This window comes from Parabacteroides sp. Y3-G-102 (assembly GCF_023656845.1).
Classification (GTDB): domain Bacteria; phylum Bacteroidota; class Bacteroidia; order Bacteroidales; family Tannerellaceae; genus Parabacteroides; species Parabacteroides distasonis.
Genome location: NZ_JAMOKU010000032.1, coordinates 14,257 through 36,966, shown reverse-complemented (window position 1 = coordinate 36,966; position 22,710 = coordinate 14,257). Strand labels below are relative to the sequence as shown.

16 protein-coding genes and 2 riboswitches are annotated in these 22,710 nt (G+C 45.9%); of the genes, 4 read left to right on the top strand and 12 right to left on the bottom strand.

The features are described from left to right. Positions 1 to 6: 6 nt before the first annotated feature. Together NBH16_RS15710 and NBH16_RS15705 are read left to right on the top strand one after the other, a co-directional pair. A complete protein-coding gene (locus tag NBH16_RS15710) occupies positions 7 to 1,005 on the top strand; it encodes a 2-hydroxyacid dehydrogenase (protein ID WP_005862334.1) in 999 nt (332 codons plus the stop codon). A 101-nt stretch (positions 1,006 to 1,106) separates the two neighbouring features. Next, positions 1,107 to 1,943 carry a patatin-like phospholipase family protein gene (locus tag NBH16_RS15705; RefSeq protein WP_005862333.1) on the top strand — a complete coding sequence of 279 codons (837 nt, stop codon included), beginning with the start codon at positions 1,107 to 1,109 and terminating at the stop codon, positions 1,941 to 1,943. Positions 1,944 to 1,983: 40 nt separating this feature from the next. On the opposite strand, the gene thiC is transcribed toward NBH16_RS15705, so the two are convergent. The 12 genes from thiC to NBH16_RS15645 form a co-directional block, all read right to left on the bottom strand. Next, positions 1,984 to 3,681, bottom strand: coding sequence for a phosphomethylpyrimidine synthase ThiC (gene thiC / locus NBH16_RS15700; protein ID WP_057327639.1), 1,698 nt, complete (start codon positions 3,679 to 3,681; stop codon positions 1,984 to 1,986). Between the two features lie 11 nt (positions 3,682 to 3,692). Beyond that, positions 3,693 to 4,421, bottom strand: coding sequence for a thiamine phosphate synthase (locus tag NBH16_RS15695; RefSeq protein WP_250788856.1), 729 nt, complete (start codon positions 4,419 to 4,421; stop codon positions 3,693 to 3,695). Beyond that, positions 4,412 to 5,008: a thiamine phosphate synthase gene (locus NBH16_RS15690; protein WP_008772177.1), complete on the bottom strand. Its 597-nt coding sequence runs from the start codon at positions 5,006 to 5,008 to the stop codon at positions 4,412 to 4,414. Before NBH16_RS15690 ends, NBH16_RS15695 begins: the two co-directional genes overlap by 10 nt. Continuing rightward, positions 5,001 to 5,849: a bifunctional hydroxymethylpyrimidine kinase/phosphomethylpyrimidine kinase gene (gene thiD / locus NBH16_RS15685; protein ID WP_005862329.1), complete on the bottom strand. Its 849-nt coding sequence runs from the start codon at positions 5,847 to 5,849 to the stop codon at positions 5,001 to 5,003. The genes NBH16_RS15690 and thiD overlap by 8 nt, the downstream gene beginning before the upstream one ends. Beyond that, positions 5,844 to 5,941: riboswitch (TPP riboswitch) on the bottom strand. It overlaps the preceding gene by 6 nt. A 103-nt stretch (positions 5,942 to 6,044) precedes the next feature. After that, on the bottom strand, positions 6,045 to 7,274 hold the full coding sequence (locus NBH16_RS15680) for a BamA/TamA family outer membrane protein (RefSeq protein ID WP_005862328.1): 1,230 nt from the start codon (positions 7,272 to 7,274) through the stop codon (positions 6,045 to 6,047). Between the two features lie 152 nt (positions 7,275 to 7,426). Further along, positions 7,427 to 9,361, bottom strand: a complete 1,935-nt coding sequence (cbiD, locus tag NBH16_RS15675) for a cobalt-precorrin-5B (C(1))-methyltransferase CbiD (protein ID WP_121961126.1) — start codon at positions 9,359 to 9,361, stop codon at positions 7,427 to 7,429. Then, positions 9,361 to 11,142 carry a precorrin-4 C(11)-methyltransferase gene (gene cobM, locus NBH16_RS15670; protein ID WP_250788855.1) on the bottom strand — a complete coding sequence of 594 codons (1,782 nt, stop codon included), beginning with the start codon at positions 11,140 to 11,142 and terminating at the stop codon, positions 9,361 to 9,363. Before cobM ends, cbiD begins: the two co-directional genes overlap by 1 nt. Further along, a complete protein-coding gene (locus tag NBH16_RS15665) occupies positions 11,139 to 12,338 on the bottom strand; it encodes a bifunctional cobalt-precorrin-7 (C(5))-methyltransferase/cobalt-precorrin-6B (C(15))-methyltransferase (protein ID WP_057318753.1) in 1,200 nt (399 codons plus the stop codon). Before NBH16_RS15665 ends, cobM begins: the two co-directional genes overlap by 4 nt. Continuing rightward, positions 12,335 to 13,747: a precorrin-3B C(17)-methyltransferase gene (cobJ, locus tag NBH16_RS15660; RefSeq protein ID WP_005862324.1), complete on the bottom strand. Its 1,413-nt coding sequence runs from the start codon at positions 13,745 to 13,747 to the stop codon at positions 12,335 to 12,337. Before cobJ ends, NBH16_RS15665 begins: the two co-directional genes overlap by 4 nt. Positions 13,748 to 13,803: 56 nt before the next feature. Then, positions 13,804 to 15,267: a PepSY domain-containing protein gene (locus NBH16_RS15655; protein WP_009017440.1), complete on the bottom strand. Its 1,464-nt coding sequence runs from the start codon at positions 15,265 to 15,267 to the stop codon at positions 13,804 to 13,806. 18 nt (positions 15,268 to 15,285) lie between these two features. Beyond that, the gene (locus tag NBH16_RS15650; protein WP_008779872.1) at positions 15,286 to 17,667 is read right to left on the bottom strand and encodes a TonB-dependent receptor; all 2,382 of its coding nucleotides are present in this window, start codon (positions 17,665 to 17,667) and stop codon (positions 15,286 to 15,288) included. A gap of 146 nt (positions 17,668 to 17,813) precedes the next feature. Then, a complete protein-coding gene (locus NBH16_RS15645) occupies positions 17,814 to 18,731 on the bottom strand; it encodes a sirohydrochlorin cobaltochelatase (protein WP_005862321.1) in 918 nt (305 codons plus the stop codon). A 128-nt stretch (positions 18,732 to 18,859) separates the two neighbouring features. After that, positions 18,860 to 19,057: riboswitch (cobalamin riboswitch) on the bottom strand. Between the two features lie 85 nt (positions 19,058 to 19,142). Here NBH16_RS15645 and aspT point away from each other — a divergent pair. Further along, positions 19,143 to 20,840, top strand: coding sequence for an aspartate-alanine antiporter (gene aspT / locus NBH16_RS15640; RefSeq protein ID WP_036610880.1), 1,698 nt, complete (start codon positions 19,143 to 19,145; stop codon positions 20,838 to 20,840). Positions 20,841 to 20,852: 12 nt separating this feature from the next. Next, complete coding sequence (locus NBH16_RS15635) at positions 20,853 to 22,502, top strand: bifunctional aspartate transaminase/aspartate 4-decarboxylase (RefSeq protein ID WP_008779874.1); 1,650 nt, start codon at positions 20,853 to 20,855, stop codon at positions 22,500 to 22,502. Positions 22,503 to 22,710: the final 208 nt, after the last annotated feature.

Genomic DNA, 22,710 nt, shown 5'->3' with positions numbered 1-22,710 from the left:
AGTTATATGGCGTATAAGATTGCGTTTTTTGGTGCTAAACCCTACGACATCGCTTCTTTCGATAAGATCAATGAGCGGTATGAGTTCGATATTCGTTACTATAAAGGACATTTGAATATCAATAATGTCGTCTTAACCCAAGGGGTAGACGCAGTATGTATTTTCGTGAACGACACGGCTGATGCCGCCGTAATAGACGCTTTGGTTGCCAATGGTGTGAAACTGTTGGCGCTTCGTTGCGCCGGTTTTAATAATGTGGATTTGAATGCCGCCAGGGGGAAATTACCGGTCGTACGCGTACCGGCCTACTCACCCTATGCGGTCGCTGAATATACGTTGGCCTTGATGTTATCGTTAAACCGTAAGATACACCGGGCATACTGGCGTACGAGAGATGGCAACTTCTCCTTGAATGGCTTGATGGGATTTGATATGCATGGCAAGACCGCCGGTATTATCGGTACCGGAAAGATCGCCAAGATATTGATTCATATCTTAAAAGGATTGGGGATGCGTGTATTGGCAAACGACCTGTATCCGGATGAGAAATTCGCCAAGGAGGAAGGGATCACCTATGTCTCTTTAGACGAGTTATACAAAGAGTCCGATATCATTTCCTTGCATTGCCCGTTGACCGACCAGACCCGTTATCTGATCAACGACGATTCGATCGCCAAGATGAAAGACGGCGTAATGATTATCAATACGGGACGCGGGTTACTAATTCATACCAACGCCTTGATCGAGGGATTGAAGACCAAGAAAGTATCTGCCGCTGGATTGGATGTCTACGAGGAGGAGGGAGACTATTTCTACGAGGATAAATCGGATAAGATTATCGATGATGATGTCTTGGCCCGTCTGCTCTCGTTCAACAATGTGATCGTTACTTCCCATCAGGCGTTTTTCACGAAAGAGGCTCTGCATAATATCGCTGAGACTACCTTGCGGAACATCAAGGATTTCGAGGAAGGCCGTCCCTTAGTGAACGAAGTGACCAAGTAAATTCTAAAAAGGAACTATTATTTATCGCTGATTTATTATATTTTTGTGGCCATTGCTTGGTGGGAACCCAGCAATGGCTTTTTTAATTCAGAGGTATATATATGGAAATAGATAGTCAGACAGGTTTGGTGTTGGAAGGTGGCGGAATGCGTGCCATATTTACGGTGGGAGTATTGGATTATTTTATGGATCATGATATTTGGTTTCCTTATACGATCGGAGTATCGGCGGGCGCGAGTAACGGAATCTCGTATGCTTCCCGCCAGCGGGGACGCTCCCGTTTTAGCAATATCGACCTATTGAAGAAATATAATTACATAGGTCTTCGTCATTTCTTACGGGGGAGGGGATATATCGATCTGAATTTCTTGTTTTATGTCTATCCGGATTTGTATTATCCGTTGGATTACGATACCTATTTCAAGTCCAAGGATCGGTTCGTTATGGTCACGAGCAATTGCTTGACGGGTAAAGCGGAATATTTCGAGGAGAAGAAAGATAAGAAACGTTTGGTGGATATCTGTAAAGCATCTTGCACCTTACCGATCCTCTGTCCAATTACGTATGTAGACGGGATACCGATGGTCGACGGAGGCGTATGCGACGCCATCCCTATCCGACGGGCTATCGCTGACGGCTTCTCCAAGAACGTCATCATCCTTACCCGTAACAAAGGCTATCGGAAAGAAGAGAAAGATTTTTACCTTCCCGGCTTTATTTATAACAAATACCCGGCGATCCGGGAACAGTTGCGACTACGATACCGGCAGTACAACGAGGTCTTGGATTACATAGACCAACTGGAGGCCGAAGGAAAAGCCTTCGTCATCCGTCCGCAAAGCCCGATTAAAGTCGGTCGTACCGGAAGCGACACAAAGAAACTGGAAGAACTATATGAGGAAGGCTACGAATGCGGAAAACAAATCACTCAATTGTAGAGACGGGGCATGCCCCGTCTCATCCCCTCAAAACAGTATTTTATTTACAACCTTGCAAATCCTTACTTAACCGCATAGCGCAGAAATTAGGACCGCACATCGTACAGTACTCTCCATCCGTAACAGCACTCTCCTTATAATACTGTAAAGCCCTTTCCGGGTCCAAGGACAAATTGAACTGGTCTTTCCAGCGGAAATCAAAACGGGCCTTGCTCAACGCGTTATCACGTACTTGAGCGCCGGGATGCCCTTTCGCCAAGTCAGCGGCATGCGCCGCTATCTTATAAGCGACCACCCCATTACGCACGTCTTCCTTATTCGGCAATCCCAAATGTTCCTTCGGCGTAACATAGCAGATCATAGCCGTCCCATGCCAAGCGATTTGCGCGCCACCAATAGCCGACGTGATATGATCGTATCCAGGAGCGATATCGGTCGTCAACGGGCCCAACGTATAGAACGGCGCTCCATGGCAGGCATACTGTTGTTCCTTCATATTCTCATGAATCTTATTCATGGGAACATGGCCCGGGCCTTCGATAATCACTTGTACGAACTGCTCCCAAGCTATTTTCGTCAGTTCTCCCATCGTGTGAAGCTCGGCGAATTGTGCCGCATCGTTCGCGTCATAGATAGAACCCGGACGAAGCCCGTCTCCGATAGAGACCGCCACGTCATATGCCTTTAGTATCTCGCAGATTTCGGCGAAATGTGTGTACAGGAAGTTTTCCTCGTCATGAAGCTGCATCCATTTAGCCATGATAGATCCGCCTCTGGAGACAATCCCCGTCAGGCGAGTCGCCGTCAGCTCCACATGTTTACGCAACAAACCCGCATGGATCGTGAAATAATCCACGCCCTGTTCCGCCTGCTCGATCAACGTATCCCGATAGATCTCCCAAGAAAGGTCCTCTACCTTACCATTCACCTTCTCCAAGGCTTGATAAATAGGAACCGTACCCATCGGAACCGGGCAGTTACGGATAATCCACTCGCGCGTCTCATGGATATTATCGCCGGTAGAGAGATCCATCAACGTGTCTCCGCCCCATTTACAACTCCATATCGCCTTCTCGATCTCCTCGTCGATACCGGAGGAAAGAGCGGAGTTACCGATATTGGTATTGATCTTTACCAAGAACTTCTTACCGATAATCATCGGCTCGGCTTCCGGGTGATTGATATTCGCCGGGATGATCGCGCGACCGGCGGCGATTTCCTTGCGGACGAACTCCGGCGTGATATACGACTTCAGTCCCAAAGCCTCGATTTGCTGGTTCTCACGAATCGCCACGTACTCCATTTCCGGAGTGATAATACGCTTCTTCGCATAATACATCTGGGTGATATTCTTACCCTCTTTAGCCCGGAAAGGCAAGTGTCGCTTGGGAAAACGGAGAGAATCCAGACTCGCGTCCGCCAATCGCTCACGACCATAAGCGGAAGTCAATTCCGGCAATTGAACCACATCTTTACGCTTACCGTACCACTCCTCACGTATACGAGGAAGTCCTTTAGCGATATCAATCGATATCTTGGGGTCGGAATACGGGCCGCTCGTATCGTAAACGATTACCGGATTGTTCTTCTTGAAGATTCGCTCTCCATGCTCATCCAAGGTTACCGTGTCCAACAATTTAATCTTACGCATACCAACCTTGATCTTATTGATCTCGCCCGGGACATAAATCTTTTCCGAGGACGGATAGGAAATACGCATATTCTTTTTAGTAGCCATATGTATTTAGTTTAGTACTTATTGATTTCCTCAATAAACCGGCGGGTTTCCTCCACGGGATCGGGGGCATTGATAATCGCGCCCGAAACAGCGATTCCGGTTATACCCGTCTCCATCAAAGGGCCTACGTCTTCCAGCGTAATACCACCTATCGCGAAGATAGGAATATCAATGTCAGCCTCCTTGCATTGAGCGATTATTTTACGATAACCATCCAAGCCTAAGATGGGACTCAAATTCTTCTTGGTACCCGTAAAGCGATACGGCCCTAGTCCGATATACGAGGCGCCTCGTTCTACGGCCAGCCGGATATCCTCAAAGGTATTCGCCGTAGCCCCGATATAGAAGATGGCATTGGAATCCAACTTGTCTTTCAGTACTTCCCAAGCGATATCCAAGGGAATGTCATTCTTGCCTAGATGACAAGCCGTAGCGCCACATGTCACGGCGGCTTCCAGATCATCGTTTACGCAGAAATCCACGATTCGCTCACATTCGTCCGCGCAGATAGTGGCACATTTACGTACGGTATCCTCATAGATCCCGTCTTTCATACGCAATTGTATCCACGAACATCCTCCTTGGATTGCCATGCGTACCTCGTCGCATTCCGTATATTTAGGTGTACGATGCGTTATAAACATCAAGCGGTTACTCCCACCAAAAGGAGGGCGTAATCCGGTTGTTCTCCGACCGACTCTTCCATTCTCATCATATCCGAAATAATAATTTAAGGCCATACTTGTAATCGTTTGAATTGTTTTATGAGTTGATCCGCAACAAGAAGGGAGGGATCGTTTCCCCAAAGGGCCCCGAGAACGGCGACACCGCCGAAGGGGATATCTCTTAATTTCGTTATTGTTTGTGAGCAGATTCCTCCCAAGGCGATCACCTTATCATCGATGATGCCCTTCGCGTTTCGCAATCCATCTAAGGGGAATCCGCTACCATATCCTTCTTTGGATATACTCTGAAAGATCGGGCTAAGGAATACATAGTCGCATACCGGTTTATACTCGATAATCTCTTCCAGACTATGGCAAGAACGACTTATACTGCCTTTATATAAAGGTGGAGCTTCCGGGTTCCTCTTGTTCAAATGGACTCCTCCTAAAGCCCTTTCTTCTGCCAAGGTAAACCAATCATGAAGAACGATCCTGTCGTAATAAGCCGGAGAGATGTTATCCAATAAGCCCTCCAATTCATCACGTTTACAATCCGGTTTACGTAGATGTAAACGAGACATTCCTTCCGCAAATAGAAGTTCGATCAAAGAAGCTTCATCCGCGAAAAAATAAGGTGTAGTAATTACGACCAGCTTATTCATGATTCCATCGGATTTTATGAAGGGCAGAGGGTGAGAAGAAGTGGTTTACAGGTCCGTGCCCTTTTCCCATGCATACATTTGCCCCGTGAACGAGCGCGTTATTCATATATTCCTTGGCTAATCGTACGGCTTCCACCAATGAATGGCCGAGTGCCATATAAGCGGCGATGGCGGACGATAGCGTACAGCCCGTTCCATGGGTATTGAAGGTCTCCACTGTTGGCGAGACCAGACAAATCGGATTATTCTCATTGATAAATAACCGATCCACCGTTTCTACTCCGGGAATATGCCCCCCCTTGATCAATAGAGCGTTACATCCTTTTTCCTGCAATTTCCGGGCGGCAAGTAAGATATCCGCCTCGTTATTGATTTTTATACCGGAAAGATATTCCGTCTCGGGAATATTCGGAGTAAGCAGTGTCGCTTTAGGGAACAACTCATCCATGATGGTTCGGATGGCGTCATCCTCCAATAATTTACTTCCGCTCGTGGATATCATCACTGGATCTAAAATGATAGAAGTCTGTTGGAAGGAAGGTAAAGTTTCAGATACGACCTTTACGGCATCCTTGTTATGTAGCATCCCTATTTTTACGGCATCTACGATGAAATCCTCAAGAATAGCTTCGATTTGTCCTCTCAAAATCTCGGGAGAGATCGCTTGGATCCCTCGCACTCCCTGTGTGTTTTGAGCGGTTATAGCCGTTATCGCCGAGGCTCCAAAAACCCCCAGCGAGGAAAAAGTCTTAATATCCGCTTGTATTCCGGCACCACCGCCACTATCAGAGCCCGCGATCGTTAAAGCTACCGGATAACGGTACGTTTCATTTTTATCCATCTAACATTCGTTTTTCTTACGGCGGCATTACCCGCATCAAGTAGTAAGGGTATGATCTCAGCCCATATAGTATGGCACCCCTTCGACGACGCAAACTTAGTGAAAAAAATCGATATTAAGATATTTCCGGCTTTTAAACGATAATTTTAACGCAAGGTTATACTTCCATAAATCGTAGACGGGAGCCTTCTGGTTTTAGAAGGCTTCCGTCATATTCATATAAACCGCCATCCCTTTTTGGTTCGGGTCTTTGCCTACGTCTAGGCGGAAGTTCTTGCCGGGTTGCATTTGGATACGTAAGCCTACGCCGTAGTTGAACTTCCATTTATTCCAGTCTACGATAGGAGCGTTTCCGATCGTACCCGTGCCGACCCAGCCAACAAAACCACACTTCGCCCAGAAATTACCGCTCTTATATTTCTCCACGCTGCCGAACATATGACGATACTCCAGAATCCCATACGCCATGGTCTTGTCACGGTACTTGCCCCAATAGTATCCGCGAAGATCGAAAGGAGAGCCAAACGAAGGAAGCTCCGTAAAAGGAACGTTTCCCACACCGATTTGTGTCTTGGCGATCCATGCCAAGGTGCTACGAGGACGAAATACTTGCTGGAATTGGCGGTATTCTAACTCGAACATCTCATAATTATATGCACCGCCTAAATACTTTCCATACACTTTAGCGATCGCGCTTAGTAACATACCGGAACTTGGGGTCGCCACGTCATTTCGTGTATCGTATTGAATCAAGCCGCCGACACCGATATTGACATAATCTCGTTTGAACTTATTGAAATAAGGATCTTCGGCCATCACCGGGTTGATATCATCTGATTTGCTGAAATTAATATCAAAAAGAGGACCCGTATATAAATGAGGCCTAACTTCCCATACGAAACGGGGATATAGTTGGAAAGAACTCTTATGGAATTTCGTTGTCGAGTCGCTCTTCTCGATTTGCTCGATCGTCTCATAGCCTTTCCCGAAATAATGCGAAGGTTCGTTCCGATAACCGTAACTGATATAAATACGGAAGCGATTCTCGTTGAAGAATAAGGTACCGGCACCGGCAAAAACGAACGTCCCGTTTAAGGTAATGTTAAATCCCGCAGGGATAAACGATCGTTGGGATATCGTATCATTCTTGTTTAAGCGAAAGCTAGCCAAAACCGCGCCACCTACGCCAAAGGAGGCTTCCGGCGTGTAAGACGGTCCGCCAAGGATAGACCACCAGATCCTTTTGTTGGCCCGTATGGAGTCTTTATGTAATTGTTTATGATAACGTTGTATTTGCTTTTCGGTCATAGGCTTACCATCCAGCATCAGCACTTCTTTCGGAATCGTGTCATTGGAAATGCCTTGCGCCTTTACGGAAAAGGCGAATAGAAGGCAGGCCATATAAATTAAAAGATATCTAAACATTATTTTAATCAATATTTAGAGGGCAAAAGTACGAAATCCTCCTAATATGTATTCTTAAAGAATCCCTAATAAAAAAGAATAAACAGCTAAAAAGAAATGCTATTACAGTCTGGGGGGTGTAGAGACGTAGCGTGCGCGCTGCGTCTCTACAGCTAAGATTGGTACAAGACCTTGCCCTCTTCGGATATTAACAGCAAGGTTAGTTCGCCGTCGGGAAGGATAGGAGCGCAATACGATTTACATTTTTGTAAAAGTAATGGGAAGAAACGATTTTGTTCTTTTTCCGCAAGAAGCTCCCATAATTCACGGGCCAACGTAATCCGATTGATTGCATCTACGGTCGCCTCCTCGCATTTTGCTTCTTTCGCTACATCTTGAAGGAAGCCTTTGTTCATGACGACTTTTTTGCTGTGTGTATCTAGGAAACCTTCCGCAAGTTTCACCGCCTTGCCGATCATGATACCTAAGATAACCTGCTTGAAACCTAAATCGGCAGCGATCTTTAGCGTCTCTCCGATAAAGTTCCCGTAATGGACGAATGATTGTGGAGGCAAAGAAGCGTATAAGCTCCGAAGGTAGCGTTCACTCTTCGCCCCGGAATTAATAACCAACGTCTCGCAACCTATCGCTTTGGCGACACTGGCTTCTTTCCGTATCGAGGCGATAAAAGCGTCCGATGAGAAAGGACGCACGATTCCGGATGTCCCGATAATGGAGATTCCCCCGATAATTCCAAGTTTCGGATTGAAGGTACGTTTCGCCAACTCCTCGCCACCGGGAACCGAGACCGTGACAATAGCGACGGAATCGGGTGAGGGCAGGAGTGGAATCAGCTCTTGCCGGATCATCTTACGGGGCGTGGCGTTTATAGCCGGGCCGCCGACTTTCAAGCCGAGTCCCGGAAGGGTCACGGTTCCGACTCCTTCACCTGCTTGGAAGATGACTCTTCCCGTATCGTCGCTTTCTGTTTCTTGACAATATTCTTCTTGTGCCATTACCGTGGCACGCTTGTGCCATCGGCTTGGCACAGCTGTGCCATCACCGTGGCACGACTCTGCCACGGCGATGGCACAACCGGATGCATCGAGAGATAATTGAACAGTAACCCGGATCCGGCTATGATTCGTCACGTCCGGATCATCCCCAGACTCCTTGATCACGGTACAGGTGGCGGAACACCCGGCCCATTCGGTATAGGCTACCGGCAACGTTATCTGTTCTCCCGAGGGTAATGTTATCTGGCTTTCTGTTTGTTCCTTCCTTGATAATAAGGCCAATAAAGCGGCTTTTGCGGCGGCGGTAGCACAAGCTCCGGTCGTATATCCGCTTTTCAAGGGAAAGAATTCGGGTAATAGGCGTTCGATTTGTTTGCGCAATCCGTCTTCACCATACACTCGGTAGAAAGTTTCCGGTAATGCGGGACGCTTCACGACAAATACTGGTATTCCGAATTGGCGGGCAGCGTTCACTTTATCCGTAAAATAGCCGGAGAAACCACTTTCCTTTGTCAAGATCGCATCCGGATGGAGTTGCTCCAACAACTTTAACTCATCCTCACCTTCTCGATAGAAAACCAGACGTTCTTGGGGGAAGCCCTGCTTCTCGGCCAACGACAAAGATTCCTCCCGCTCCAATATACGGAACCAAGTGGTATGCGATCGCCAATAAGGGCGGAGCGGGGCAAGGGTGTTCACGCCACTGAGGGCAAGTAGCCGTTGGATACCTTTGTTTTCCATTTGGTGAATTGCGTCTGCATAACTATCGCACCAAATCAAGTCCTCATCACGAGGTGGATACCGACGTTCGTAACGGATCACCGGAATCTGTAAACATTTCGATACTTTTTCGATCGTTTGGTGTAACACTTGAGCGAAAGGGTGTGCCGCATCAATCAATAGCTTAATCGCGTGGTCACGACAAAAACACTCCATTTCCTCCGCATTCATGGCTCCGGTCAAACGGATTCCATGCGCACATTCAATGGATTGCAAAGTTCCTTTCGTAGAATAGTAATAGGTAGCGGCTGCCTCGTCCGCTACCCGCACAGCCACACGGCCTTCTGTCGTTCCTCCAAGGATCAGTATCATTACTTACGGAAAAGATGTTTGAATTCATCCGCATATAAGCGGGATAGACCCTTGCGATTATCGATGGCATCCCCGACGACAAGTAATGTTGTCAGTGTAAGATGATTCTCTTTTACGATTTTCGCGAGATCTTTCAGTTGCCCACGGTAGATCCGCTCGTCTTTCCATGTCAATTTATAGCAAGCGGCTACCGGAGTGGTTGGAGCGTAATGTCGCAATAATTCCTCTTGGACCTTCTCTACGACACCGGCGCTTAAGAAGATACACATCGTACTTTGGCTTTGAGCCAGTTTGTGCAGTTGCTCTTTCTCAGGCATGGGCGTACGTCCTTCGCCACGAGTGAGGATGATCGTTTGTACTTTCTCCGGAATCGTGAACTGGGAATAAAGAGCGGCGGCGGCGGCTTGGAAAGAGGAAATACCCGGAGTGATATGATAATCCATCCCGTATTGATCAAAGTAATTCATTTGCTCTTGAATAGCTCCATAGATGCAAGGATCGCCCGTGTGCAAACGAACGACAAACAATCCTTTATCATAAAACTCTTTCATCAACGCGAACTGTTCTTCCAGATTCATATCCGCCGAGCTTCGCACCGTAGCGCCTGCCTTCGCGCATAAGGTAAGTTCTTTCGGGACGAGGCTTCCTGCATACAGGATCAAATCCGCTTTCTCCAACATTTGCCGTCCGCGGATAGAGATCAAGTCCGGATCGCCGGGACCGGCTCCTACGATCTCGATATGTCCCTTGCGGCAGGCCGCCCGATCTAACGCTACGGCAAAGGTATATTCATTTCCTTTCCCTAAATCCGCTTTTTGCTTCTCGACCAAAAGCGGACCGCCATGAGCCGCATAAATGGCGGAAGCTTCCGATACACTTGAGGATTCGGTTACCTCCAGTACCTTCTCCGAGGGATTGGGTACCGGGATATCTTTCAGCTCCTCCGATGTATAGGTGTGGAAAGGGCATTCCATAACTCCATAAGCCAGTAATGTCAGCACCGGTTCGCATTTCTTTAAATCGATTGTATTTACATCCGCCAAAGCTTCCGGATATAGGCGTTTATCACGCAATACATCTTTAATATGTTCGTAAACGACCGTAGGATCGCCTTGCATATCCTTGCGGCAACCCATTCCTAGGTGGAGGACTTTCGGTATATAGGTGATCGTAGGGATGGAAGTATCGTATTGTTGGGGACTGACGATCATCAATAACTCATAGTCTTGCTGCGGTATCGCCTCGAAGGAATAAAAGATAGAGACATGAGACGGGACCGTACGCTCCAAATAATCCGTTCCTTTATCTCGTATATCAAGGAGTAGCGCTGTCGGTTTTCCATTGACAAAAGTGGAGATGGCGGCATTGCTATCTTTGACGATCAAGGTCCAATCGTATTTCTTCCCCAGCGTGTCGAGCGGCCATAGGTTCGTATTATCGCTTTGTGTCGTAATAATTGCCTCGGCTCCTAATAGGTTTGCCAATTCCTTGGAAAGGTCGTTCGCACCACCGATATGTCCGGATAAGACCGGAATCACATATTTACCGGTACTGTCTATACAAACCACGGCCGGATCGGTATGTTTATCTTCCGCGAAGGGAGCGATACTGCGTACGCAAATTCCCATCGCTCCTATAAATACCAAACTACTGGATTCGTGAAAAACCTCTTTTGAGAAAGAGCCGAATGGTAAGATCTTCGCCTCGGGATAAGAAGCAAGAATTCGCTCAGCAAGCACCCGGCTGCTATCGGATATTGGAATAATTGATATTGTACTCATAATTTATAAATAACATTCACGGTAATCGTATTAAAATCATCAATCGTGATACGGGTTTGGGCGGATATCCGAAGACCGGTTTGGCGGACCGCTTCCTCTAAAAGCGCTTTGCTTTCGTCGGATACGGAGTTGAAGACGATGACACCGTTCTCTTTCATTTTTTGGGAAACTACCATAAGGATCTCCACTAATTTCCCGCCATGTCCGCCGATAAAGATTGCATCCGGAGCCTCCAACGCTGATAAATCCACCGATAAGAAATCTCCGATTATAGCCTCGATACCCGGAGTCCCAAAACGATGACAATTCTCAGTCATTAACTTTCGTCCCTCTTCCCGGATCTCAAAACTCGTGATATGCAAATGCGGGAACAGCAATTTAGCCTCTATCGAGACAGAACCCGTGCAAAAGCCGATATCCCAAAAACGTTCCCGGTTTCTCAGATCCAGCATGCTTAAAGATAACAAACGGATCGGCATTTTGGTTATCATCTTCTCCCGTCCGTTCAAATGCTCGAACGCGGAATCCGGCAGGCCGAATTTACGGGAATGCCCGTCACGCTCTTTCTTTAGGATCAAGCAATTCGGATGAACGAAATTATTCATTGCCGCGGCTTGTATACTGAATTGGCGGATGCTCTGCCGTTCGGTATTTCCTAACCGTTCTCCCACGAACATGGTATAATTATCATAGCCGTATTCCAGCATCCGGCGAGCGATAGTCGTAGGCGTATGTTCCCGATCCGTGAGCACGCCTATCTTAGACGCACTTTCGATCAAGGCACGATCGAACTCGTGCCAAGGCCGTCCGGTAAGGGAGACGATCCGCATATCGTGGTAAGGCATCAATAGATTTTGTGCCAAGAGTTGCAAGGAATTAAATGACGGGTACAGGCGGATTTGCGCATCCGGCAATCGGTTTTGAATCGTAACGGCGAATCCGAAAAACAAAGGATCTCCGGAAGCGAATACAACGATGCTTTCCCGACCGTCGTACGAACGATAGCGATCGAAGACCTCGTCCAACGGGACTTTTATATCGATCCAGTCCGCTTTCTCGGGCAAGAGCGAACGTACGATCTCATGATGCCGCACGCCTCCGGAGAACACCCGGTGGGACGAGATTATCTCCAATATCTCCGGCGGAAAGTATTGCCGCATATTATCATCCAGCCCTATGACATAAAATCGGTTCATACGTCTCTTCCCGGCTTTAATTGTTCTGCGTCATTAAAACAAAGGATGGCATTCACTAGCGTAGCCGCTAAATTACTACCTCCTTTACGACCTTCCACGATTAGTTTCGGTATACCGATAAAAGGTTTCACCATATGTTTGGATTCCTGCACATGTACGAAACCTACCGGAGCCGCGATAATGCCAGCTGGAGTGGCTTTACCTTTACGTATTAAATCGCATAATTCCATAAGGGCGGTCGGGGCGTTCCCGAAGACAAACAGAGCGGTCGGATGCTCTTCCACGGCCCGACGAATACCGGCTTGAGTACGGGTAATTCCTTTGCTCGAAGCCATCTCAGCGACCCGCTCGTCTTGAAGGTAGCATTTCACTTCGACACCCAGACGTTGCAGAGCTCCCTTACGAATGCCGGAAGCAGCCATCGTGACATCGGTGATGATCGTAGGAACTTCCCCGCCGCTGATCTTATTATATAATGTAGAGACAGCATCCGGGTCGGCATAAAGGATATTTTCCATATCGAAATCGGCCGTCGTATGAATGGCATGGAGTAACGCCCATTTCTTATCCAACGGGATCTCTTGGTTTTTCAATTCCTTCTCGATCGTACGGAAACTACGGATCATGATGTCCTGTCCGATACCCGTATCCATTTTCTTTTGTTTGATCTCGCCATAATATCCCCGGGGAGTGATCATATGATTCCCGGAAAGATATGTTTGTGAGTTTCCGATCAAGACTACCGTAAACATATCGATCTGCTCGGGGTCCAGATCTGCGAGCGTAGTGACGAATACTTCTTGCTCCTCCCGTCCGGCCTGACGTACATAACCGACCGGAGTCTCCGGCTTGCGTTCTTGCAGGAACAATTCTTTTAAACGATAGAGTTGCCAATAACGTCCCTCGCTTTTTGGATTATAGATCGCCGTAACAAAATCGGCCATGGCCGCCGCGTGAATCCGTTTCTCGATCAGTTCCCAAGGAGTCATCAAGTCTGAGAGGGAAATCACACAGAAATCATGTCCGATAGGAGCGCCAAGCAAGGACGCAGCTTTCTGGAAAGCGCTGATGCCCGGATACGACTCGATCTCGATCTCGCTTCCGGATTCTTTCTTCATCTCATAAATCAGAGGAGTCATGCCATAAATACCGGCGTCACCGGAACTGATCACGCAAACCGTCTTTCCCTCGTTGGCATAAGCGAAAGCTTGCTCGGCACGAGCTTGCTCACGTTTCATACCTGTATCTATACATTCCGTTCCCTCACGAAGCAAGTGGGTGATAAAACGGAAATAATATTTATATCCTATGATGACATCCGAGCTTTGGATAGCGGCCAAAACCGCAGGCGTTATATCGGCCTCGCTACCGGGGCCGATTCCGGCGACTATAATCTTGCCTTTATTCATTCAAATCTATTTTATAATACAATGTTCTCAATAAATATAATACAAATATACAGGCTTTACTTCTTTCTTCTCGCTTTTCGCCTGATATATTTTATCGCAAGCCATACACCGGATAAGGAAACGAACGTGCCTCCCAACATGGTTCCCCACATCACGATATTCCATAAGACCGGATGATCTACCAAGAATTTCAGATTCAAGCTATGCAATGCCGGATACATCCAATGGTTCCAACGAGACGGCGTATTTACATAACGGTATTGTCCATTACGGGGATTAATGTAATAACAACTATTATCCACGTCTTGAATAGATACTTTCCAGACCGGGAGTTCTAAATTCCTTTTTCGTGAGATATAATACGTATCATAAGCATCCAACAGTTTGATATCAGCCGTGGTCCCGATACCATGTATCTGAGACAATACGGAACGGATTTCTTCCGGTCGCAGGTTCAATAAAGATATCCCGTCACTCTTATTTGCGTTCACGACAATATCCTTCGTGTCTGTTTGTACGATGTAAAAGGGTATATCACCAAAACTACTCCATTCCAATTGACGGATCTGGCCGGGATAGGCTTGTATGACCGCCCTGTAATCCAACGGATAATCGAGTGGGGAAGGAGCCATCTTCCGCAGTTCTTGAACCGGGTTTATATCGAGCTTGGCTTTCAACCCCCAATCCTGTACACGAGCTAAAGACATCATACCACTAAAGCAGAAGGTGAGGACGAATAAACCGAATAACACCCCAAGAATATGATGCCATTTATACCAGAACTTCTTATAAGGGGAAATCAAATGACGTCTCCTCGCTAACCGGAAATCCCGTATTCCTAAATAGATCCCGGCGATACACATAACGCACCCGATTCCGGATAACCAGACAACTACCTTTATCCATAATTCAGCGTCTTGCCGCAAGGAAGTGAAATAGACCCAATGAGGGATCGCCCCGAGCCAAGCCCAGAAACGACTGTTTTTATCCGTATATTGCAAAACCTCCCCGGATTTAGAGGATATGTATAATTCATGTCGTTCCGGATCGGCGAAATGGAATTTATAGATCGGAAATTCCTCTTTTAAACGACCGAATGGAATCCATTGGTCCAAGGTGTACAAGGAATCTACCTTCGCTATGGAAGAGGTATTCCATAGTGATGCCACACGTTGGATATGATTCCAGTCGATTACGGGTAATCTTTCCGTCGAGTCGGCAGGAATATCATAGCTCCCTTTCTCCGTCCGGAGATGAAAAACAGTTTGTCCCAAATAGCTGTTTAAGGTAACATGGTTTATCCGCTCGTTCTGCGGTAAACGTTTCTCTATCTGGTCTAACGAAGGAAGATTCTCCGGAGAGAGAATATCCATCTTCGCCCGTTTATCGGCCCGGTCCGCTCGCGGGAACGTATGGTAGATCATTACCAATCCCGATAGGAACCAAACGAGGAACAGGATACTGAGTGCCGTGCCCAGTATCCTGTGTATAAATTGCATGATCTTTGTCAATAGATTCATGAGCGTATGTTCTATATATTATAATGTATAGGAGATAGCCACTTGGAAATTACGAGGCATGCTTGGCACCATCTGTTGTCCGAGCGCTTGGTTATAATAATTGTTGTCAAACAAGTTATTCAAGTTGAATGTAAGGTGAATATTGTTGTTCAACAAATAAGACATACCGAAATCGGTTACCCAATACGGATCGAACCAAGAGTTGTTAGATGTATTACGGTATACTTTACCGGTATAACTGCTACTCAAGTGAAATTCCAGATTCTTCAAGACACCCCGAGGGATGGTATAACTGCCGTATGCGTAGAAAGTCTGGTTCGGTACGTTGCTCTGCCAGTTTCCTTCTTGGCTATTCAATTGTTGCTTTGTCTCATCCGGGTTATTGCCATAGATAGCCTCGATCAATTCCGGATCCTTTATTTCTTTCATCTCCCGGATCTTGGAGTCGTTCAATCCATAACCGATCGTCAGCGCTAAGGTGCTTACCGGAGAAAGAGTGACATCAAAATCAAAACCTTTGGAATCTTGTACACCCACCTGTCCGATTACACTCATCGTGGTAGTCTCGCCGTTTACTTCCTCTTGATAGTTGTTGGTCAACGTAGCCGTACTGTTCATCTTCCGGATATAGAACAAGCTGGCATTGGCGCTTAATATATTGTTCAATTGATATTTAAGACCCACCTCGGCTTGGTATCCTTTCTCCGGCTTAAATACTTCCTCATTGCGAGCAGGCTCGAAACGATTTCCATCACCTCCTACATAAATGACGTTATCTTGATAGAACGTACGGATCGGCTTGAAGAAAGAGGCGAAAGACGCATAAATGGATGTATTCGGATGGGGCAGATAGACCGCTCCGAAACGATAAGTCAACGCCTTATTCTTTATCATATTGAAGCTTGAATGCTCCTCATACTCACGTCGTCCGGTAGGAGTTGTAGCGCTGGCGGACATATAACGGAAAAAGTCGTAACGTAGAGCGGCTAATACCTTCCATTGCTCGTTGAACTCAACCATATCTTGAAGATAAAGGCTGTTGGAATAATGATGCGTAACCGTTGCTTTCGAGAATTTACTGGTCATATATCCCATGCTATGCGGATCATAAACGGATACATGCGAATAAAGGCCGGGACCCTGAACATCATCTCCTAAATTATAGCCCGAATAGCTGGTACGATTCAAGGCGACGAAAGAGTAACCTCCCATATACGTATGCTTTATCTCACCCGTCCTGAATTTACCGCTTAGCTCGAGCGTATTGGCTACCGTCTTGGCTATATGGGAGAAGCGAAGCGGGAAAGAAAGATATACACTGTCCAAACAGATATATTTTTTCTGGCCGTTTTTCATATAATAATGATCATAGATCGGATCATCACTTTCGAGATAGTCGAGGGCTTCCGTCCCAAAATAGTTGATATCGTCGTTATTGTAAGAAAGGCGATCTGTTAGTTTCGCGCCGTTCCAAAAAGTATGTGTGTATTGCGTCGATACGTTCCATGCGTGATTCTTCATAAAGTCGGACTCGTTATTGTAGCGAGCCTCACGGTCAAGTCCCGGTAGCATCTCATTTTTATGGAGATATAACTGTCCTGTTTGCACATTATATACATCATTTGCCATTAAATCGGGAAGACCGATCTCCGTCCCATAGAAGTCGCGGTTAAAACCTCCGCGAACATCTAATATGTCACGTTCCGTCATTTTAGCTTGCAATGCCAGATAACCGGAAAAGCGACGGTTGCCATTATCACGCCAGCCCTCTTGATCGGAAAAGTTGACATTGGCGTAATAATTGACCGGACCGACCAATTTACCGCCCATGCCAAGTGTCGCCTCTTTATTCTCGTAACTACCGTAGGCCAATCGAGCATTAACGCTCTGTTTCTCTGACGGGGATTTACGAACGATATTCAAGGTTCCACCTACGGCTGAATGTCCGTAAAGTACAGAAGCCGGTCCCTTTAATAATTCAATAGACTCGATACAGGATAGATCGGGTACGGGATAAGAGTTGTTTATTGCCGAACGTTCATCGCGGATACCGTCTATCATCATGATAGAATGATCGAAACCACGGATCGACAATTGTTGAAATGCGCCATAAGATGTCTGGAATCGTACGCCCGGCATAAAGCGTACCGCATCTTGGATATTACGGATACCTCGCAACTCCAAACTACTCGCCGTAATGCTATTAATTGAAATAGGAAGATATTTCATAGGTACGTCCAACTTCGTGATTTGTGGACGTGGCTTGCGTGCGGCGGTCGCTACGACTTCTTGAATATTGAATGTCGTATCGGCGAAATTCGTGTACTCATTCTTGTGTTGTGCCTGCATCGTACTGATACATAAGGCTGTCAACGGTAAGATTGTCAAAACTCTTTTCATATATTTAGCATTATAACTGTTTATTGTATGCATGTGAAATCCCTTTCGAAAGAAATTCCATTTTCCTTCGAATGAAAATTTAGTTTCTTTCGGAAGGAATTACTTTTTCTTCCGAAAGGAATAAAACATAGATTTGGAGAACTTTTTTAGTCCTTCTCTACCGCATAAGCTTTCTTCTTATCAACGATATCGATCATCTTATGTTTAGCCATGAAACGGGCATGTTCGATGAAGATCTTCTGAATATCCGGATTCTGTCCCAGACCTTCCATAAATACGCTTACCTCGTAGCCTTTCTTTTCCAGTTCCTCTTTCCAATCACCGGCGATATCGTTTTTCGCATGGTCTCCGGCGACAAACATAAATGGCATCAACAAGACTTTCTTCGTTCCATTGGCCTTTACTTGGGCTACCATCGTATCAAAAGTAGGATAGCCCTCGATGGTTCCTACGGAATAATCCTTGAATCCCTTCTCCTTCAACATATAATCCAACATGGCATATTGAGCCGTCGCCGGAGTATAAGTGCCATGGCCTACCAATAAAGTAGCGCCTTCTTTCGCCCCATTTTTTGTGATAGCGACGATTACCGCCTCATAATCCTCCGGTGTATACAATAAAGGATTACCGATACGAATCTCCTTGAAAGAAGATTTCATGGTGGCAACATCCTTACGTAAGGATTCCATCTCGATACCTTCGATTATATTCGTGGATTGGATCAAGACATGTGTATAACCATCAGTCTTTAATTTTTCCAAGGCCTCGATCGGGTTCAGTTTCTCTACGCCACGAGCTTTTAAGCGGCGCATTACAATGCGAGAAGTCCATGCCTCACGCAACTCAACATCTTTGAAAGCTTCTTTCGCTTTTTGATTGATCGCGTCGATTGTCAAGGCACGGGTATCATCATGGGTTGTTCCAAAATGTACCATCAATAAAGCGGCCTTATCGCCCGGTTGTAAAGAGGCGAATAAATCGGATGCTACAAAATTCTCGCCATCGTGCGCACGACAAACTAGGCTGATGACCAGCAAGAAGAAAGATAGTAAGTGTTTCCTCATCATATGAATATATTAATAATTAGATTACATATCAATCCCACGGAGACAACGTATTATTACGTCTCCAACATCTTTTAGATATAGGTGATATTTCTATCCTCTTAATTACTCCTGACCCCGGGAGGAATTAATCATTACTTCGCTTGGCAGGTTTCCTGACTGGCTCGGAAAGCAACCTTCCCATCTTTCTTAAGACAGTGGCATAGCAGAACGCTTTCCTTTTCAAGAGCTTCACAGTAGCGGGCACTGTTCCGGATTCTAACCGGATTCCCTTTTATAGAGTTGTCGGTAGACAAACTCTATCACCTAAGCGGTCGCAAATTTATATAAATAATCCCGAAAAGTAACAACATCTTTCAAAGAATCCCTGTTCCAATAGCATCTTTTTTGTTTAACATCAAATAAATAGATATGGAATGGATAACTAATTTACTTCAACATTATCCGGAGCTAGCTATTTTCATAACCTTAGCTCTCGGTTTCTGGATTGGCAAGTTTAAGATAAAGAAGTTCACGCTGGGAACGGTTACCAGCGTATTATTGGTCGGTGTATTGATCGGGCAATTAAAAATCGATATAAGCGGACCGTTAAAGTCCGTCTTTTTCTTGATGTTCCTCTTCGCTGTAGGATATAGCGTTGGGCCACAGTTCTTCCGGGGATTGAAAAAGGAAGGTCTTCCTCAAATGCTTTTCGCCGCCGTCATGTGTATATTTTGTTTGATCGCTCCTTTTTTGTTAGCGAAACTTATGGGATATAACGCAGGCGAGGCCGCAGGATTATTGGCGGGCTCCCAGACGATGTCGGCAGTATTAGGAGTTGCCGAAGATACGATCGGACAGATGAATATTAGCGATACGGATAAAAGTGCTATGGTAAATGTAATGCCCGTGGCCTATGCGGTAACTTATATTTTCGGTACGGCAGGATCCGCATGGTTAGTGAGTGATATCGGGCCACGTCTTTTAGGAGGACTCGACTACGTGAAAAAAGCGTGTAAAGAGCTAGAGGCTAAAATGGGAAATAACGACGAGAGCGAGCAACCGGGCTTTATGCCTGCCGCCCGTCCGGTAACTTTCCGGGCCTATAAGATTAGTAATGAATGGTTCAAGGATGGCAAAAGCGTAAAGCAGTTGGAGGTGTATTTAGACCAATTGGGACGGCATTTGTTCGTGGAGCGTGTCCGTATTAATAATGTAGTAACCGATGTTAAACCGGATTTGGTTTTACATACCGGAAATGAGGTTGTCCTAAGCGGTCGCCGGGAATTCGTGATCGGAGAGGAGAACTGGATTGGCGACGAGGTCAATGACATTGAATTGCTCGATTTTCCGGCAGAGACGTTACCCGTACTAGTGATCCATAAGGAATACGTGGGGAAAAAGATCTGCTATTTACGCAATCAATCGTTCATGCATGGTGTTAGCATCAAGTCCGTAAGGCGTGCGGGTATCAATATCCCGGTCTTGGCCGCTACGGTGATAGATTCCGGTGATATGCTGGAATTGGTAGGCATGAAATCAGAGGTAAATAAAGCGGCGACGGCTTTAGGATATCCCGATCGCCCAACCAATCAGACCGATTTGATTTTCGTGGGTATCGGTATTTTCTTAGGGGGAATTTTAGGTTCGCTCGCGATTCATTTCGGGGGTGTCCCGATTAGCCTAAGTACGAGTGGAGGTGCTTTGATAGCCGGGCTCGTCTTTGGATGGCTTCGTTCTAAGCATCCGACCTTCGGGCGTATTCCGGAGCCTTCCGTCTGGATATTAAATAATTTGGGATTGAATATGTTTATCGCCGTAGTCGGTATCACGGCGGGTCCCAGTTTCGTGACCGGATTGAAGGAAGTCGGTATAAGTTTATTTATTATCGGTGCTTTAGCGACATCTATCCCGCTTATCATCGGTATTCTGATGGGACGTTACGTTTTTAAGTTCCACCCGGCTATTACTTTAGGTTGTACGGCGGGTTCACGTACGACAACTGCCGCATTAGGAGCGGTGGAAGATGCCGTAGGAAGTGAGACTCCAGCCTTAGGCTATACCGTTACCTATGCGGTGGGTAATACTTTATTAATCATCTGGGGTGTCGTTATTGTGCTAATCATGTAATATATATAATGTATGGACAAGAAGAAAATACATGTCACGAGAGAATATGAGAAAAAGATGTCGGAGATTAGCCCTTTCGAGCTAAAGAACATCTTGATAGAGTTAGCGGATGAGAGCGCTCGTAAAAGTACGCACATCATGCTGAACGCAGGAAGGGGAAATCCAAACTGGATCAGTACGGTTCCACGGGAGGCATTCTTCCTATTAGGGCAGTTCGCCTTGGAGGAATGCCAGCGGGAAACCGAATTGGCAGATGAGATGGCCGGAGCCGCAGGGGTTCCCAACCGCAAAAGGATCGCGTCTCGCTTCGTACAGTTTCTAAAGAAACATGCGCAATCTCCCGGCGCTACTTTATTGAAGGGTACCTATGAATATCTGGTCACGGAAAAAGGTGTAGATGAGAATGAGCTTGTATACGAATGGGCGGAAGGTGTCATTGGTGATCAATATCCGGTTCCCGATCGTATCTTGAAATATACGGAAATGCTCGTGCGGGATTATTTAGACCAAGAATTATGTGATAACCAGCCCCCTGAGGGAATATTCGACCTTTTCGCTACCGAGGGCGGAACTGCCGCCATGTGTTATATCTTCGATTCCTTGCAGCAGAATTTCTTGTTGAATAAGGGAGACAAGATCATTCTCTTCGCTCCGGTATTCACTCCTTATATAGAGATTCCGGAACAGGCTCGTTATCTTTTTAATGTCATAGAGATAAAAGCCTTGAAGATGACAAAAGACGGCTATCACACGTGGCAATATCAAGAAAAGGATTTAGATGTCCTGAAAGATCCTAGCGTGAAAGCCGCTTTCATAACAAACCCGAGCAACCCGCCTTCATACGGATTGACAAAAGCATTGATGAATAGGATCGTTGAGATCGTACGGAACGACAATCCCAACCTTATGATTATTACGGATGATGTGTATGCGACATTTATTCCGCATTTTCGCTCGATGATGGCCGAATTACCAAAGAATACGTTATGTGTCTATTCTTTCTCCAAATATTTCGGGGCAACCGGATGGAGATTGGCGGTAATCGCTTTACATCAAGATAATATTTACGACCGGATGATCCGTGAATTGCCAAGAGATAAACAGGAGCTTCTAAAAAAACGATATAGCAGTCTATCCTTACATCCCGAGGATATCCGCTTTATTGATCGTATGGTAGCCGATAGCCGTCAAGTAGCCTTGAATCATACGGCCGGTCTTTCCTTGCCACAACAAACACAAATGTCTCTGTTTGCGTCTTTCGCTCTATTAGATGCGGAAAATACCTATAAGAAAAGGATGCAGGATATGATCCACGAGCGTTTACACACATTGTGGGAAAGCACCGGATTCACCTTATTGGACGACCCTTTGCGTGCGGGATACTATAGTGAGATCGATATGCTTGTCTGGGCTAAGAAATTCTATGGGGATGATTTCGTGGAATATCTAAAAAAGAATTACGAACCTCTGGATGTCGTTTTCCGTCTGGCACAGGAAACTTCCTTGGTTTTACTGAACGGAGGAGGTTTTGATGCTCCCGAGTGGTCTATCCGCGCATCTTTAGCCAACCTTAAACGGGAAGATTATGTCCGGATTGGAGAGGGTATCGCATCTATTTTACATAGTTATGCTCAAAGATGGAAAGAAAGTCTCGATAAGTAGAAAAAACAGCTCCAAGGCTTGAACAAAACGGGCTAATGGTACGTTTTATTAATAAACGTGCGATTAGCCCGTTTTTCTAAGTTATCCGGGAGATTATAAATAACCTCTATAACCTCATAGAAATTATCGAACAAATTGTATTTCATTATATTATATATTTGTTGATAATAAAAACAAAGACTCATTGGCAGATGTCTTATTTATTACA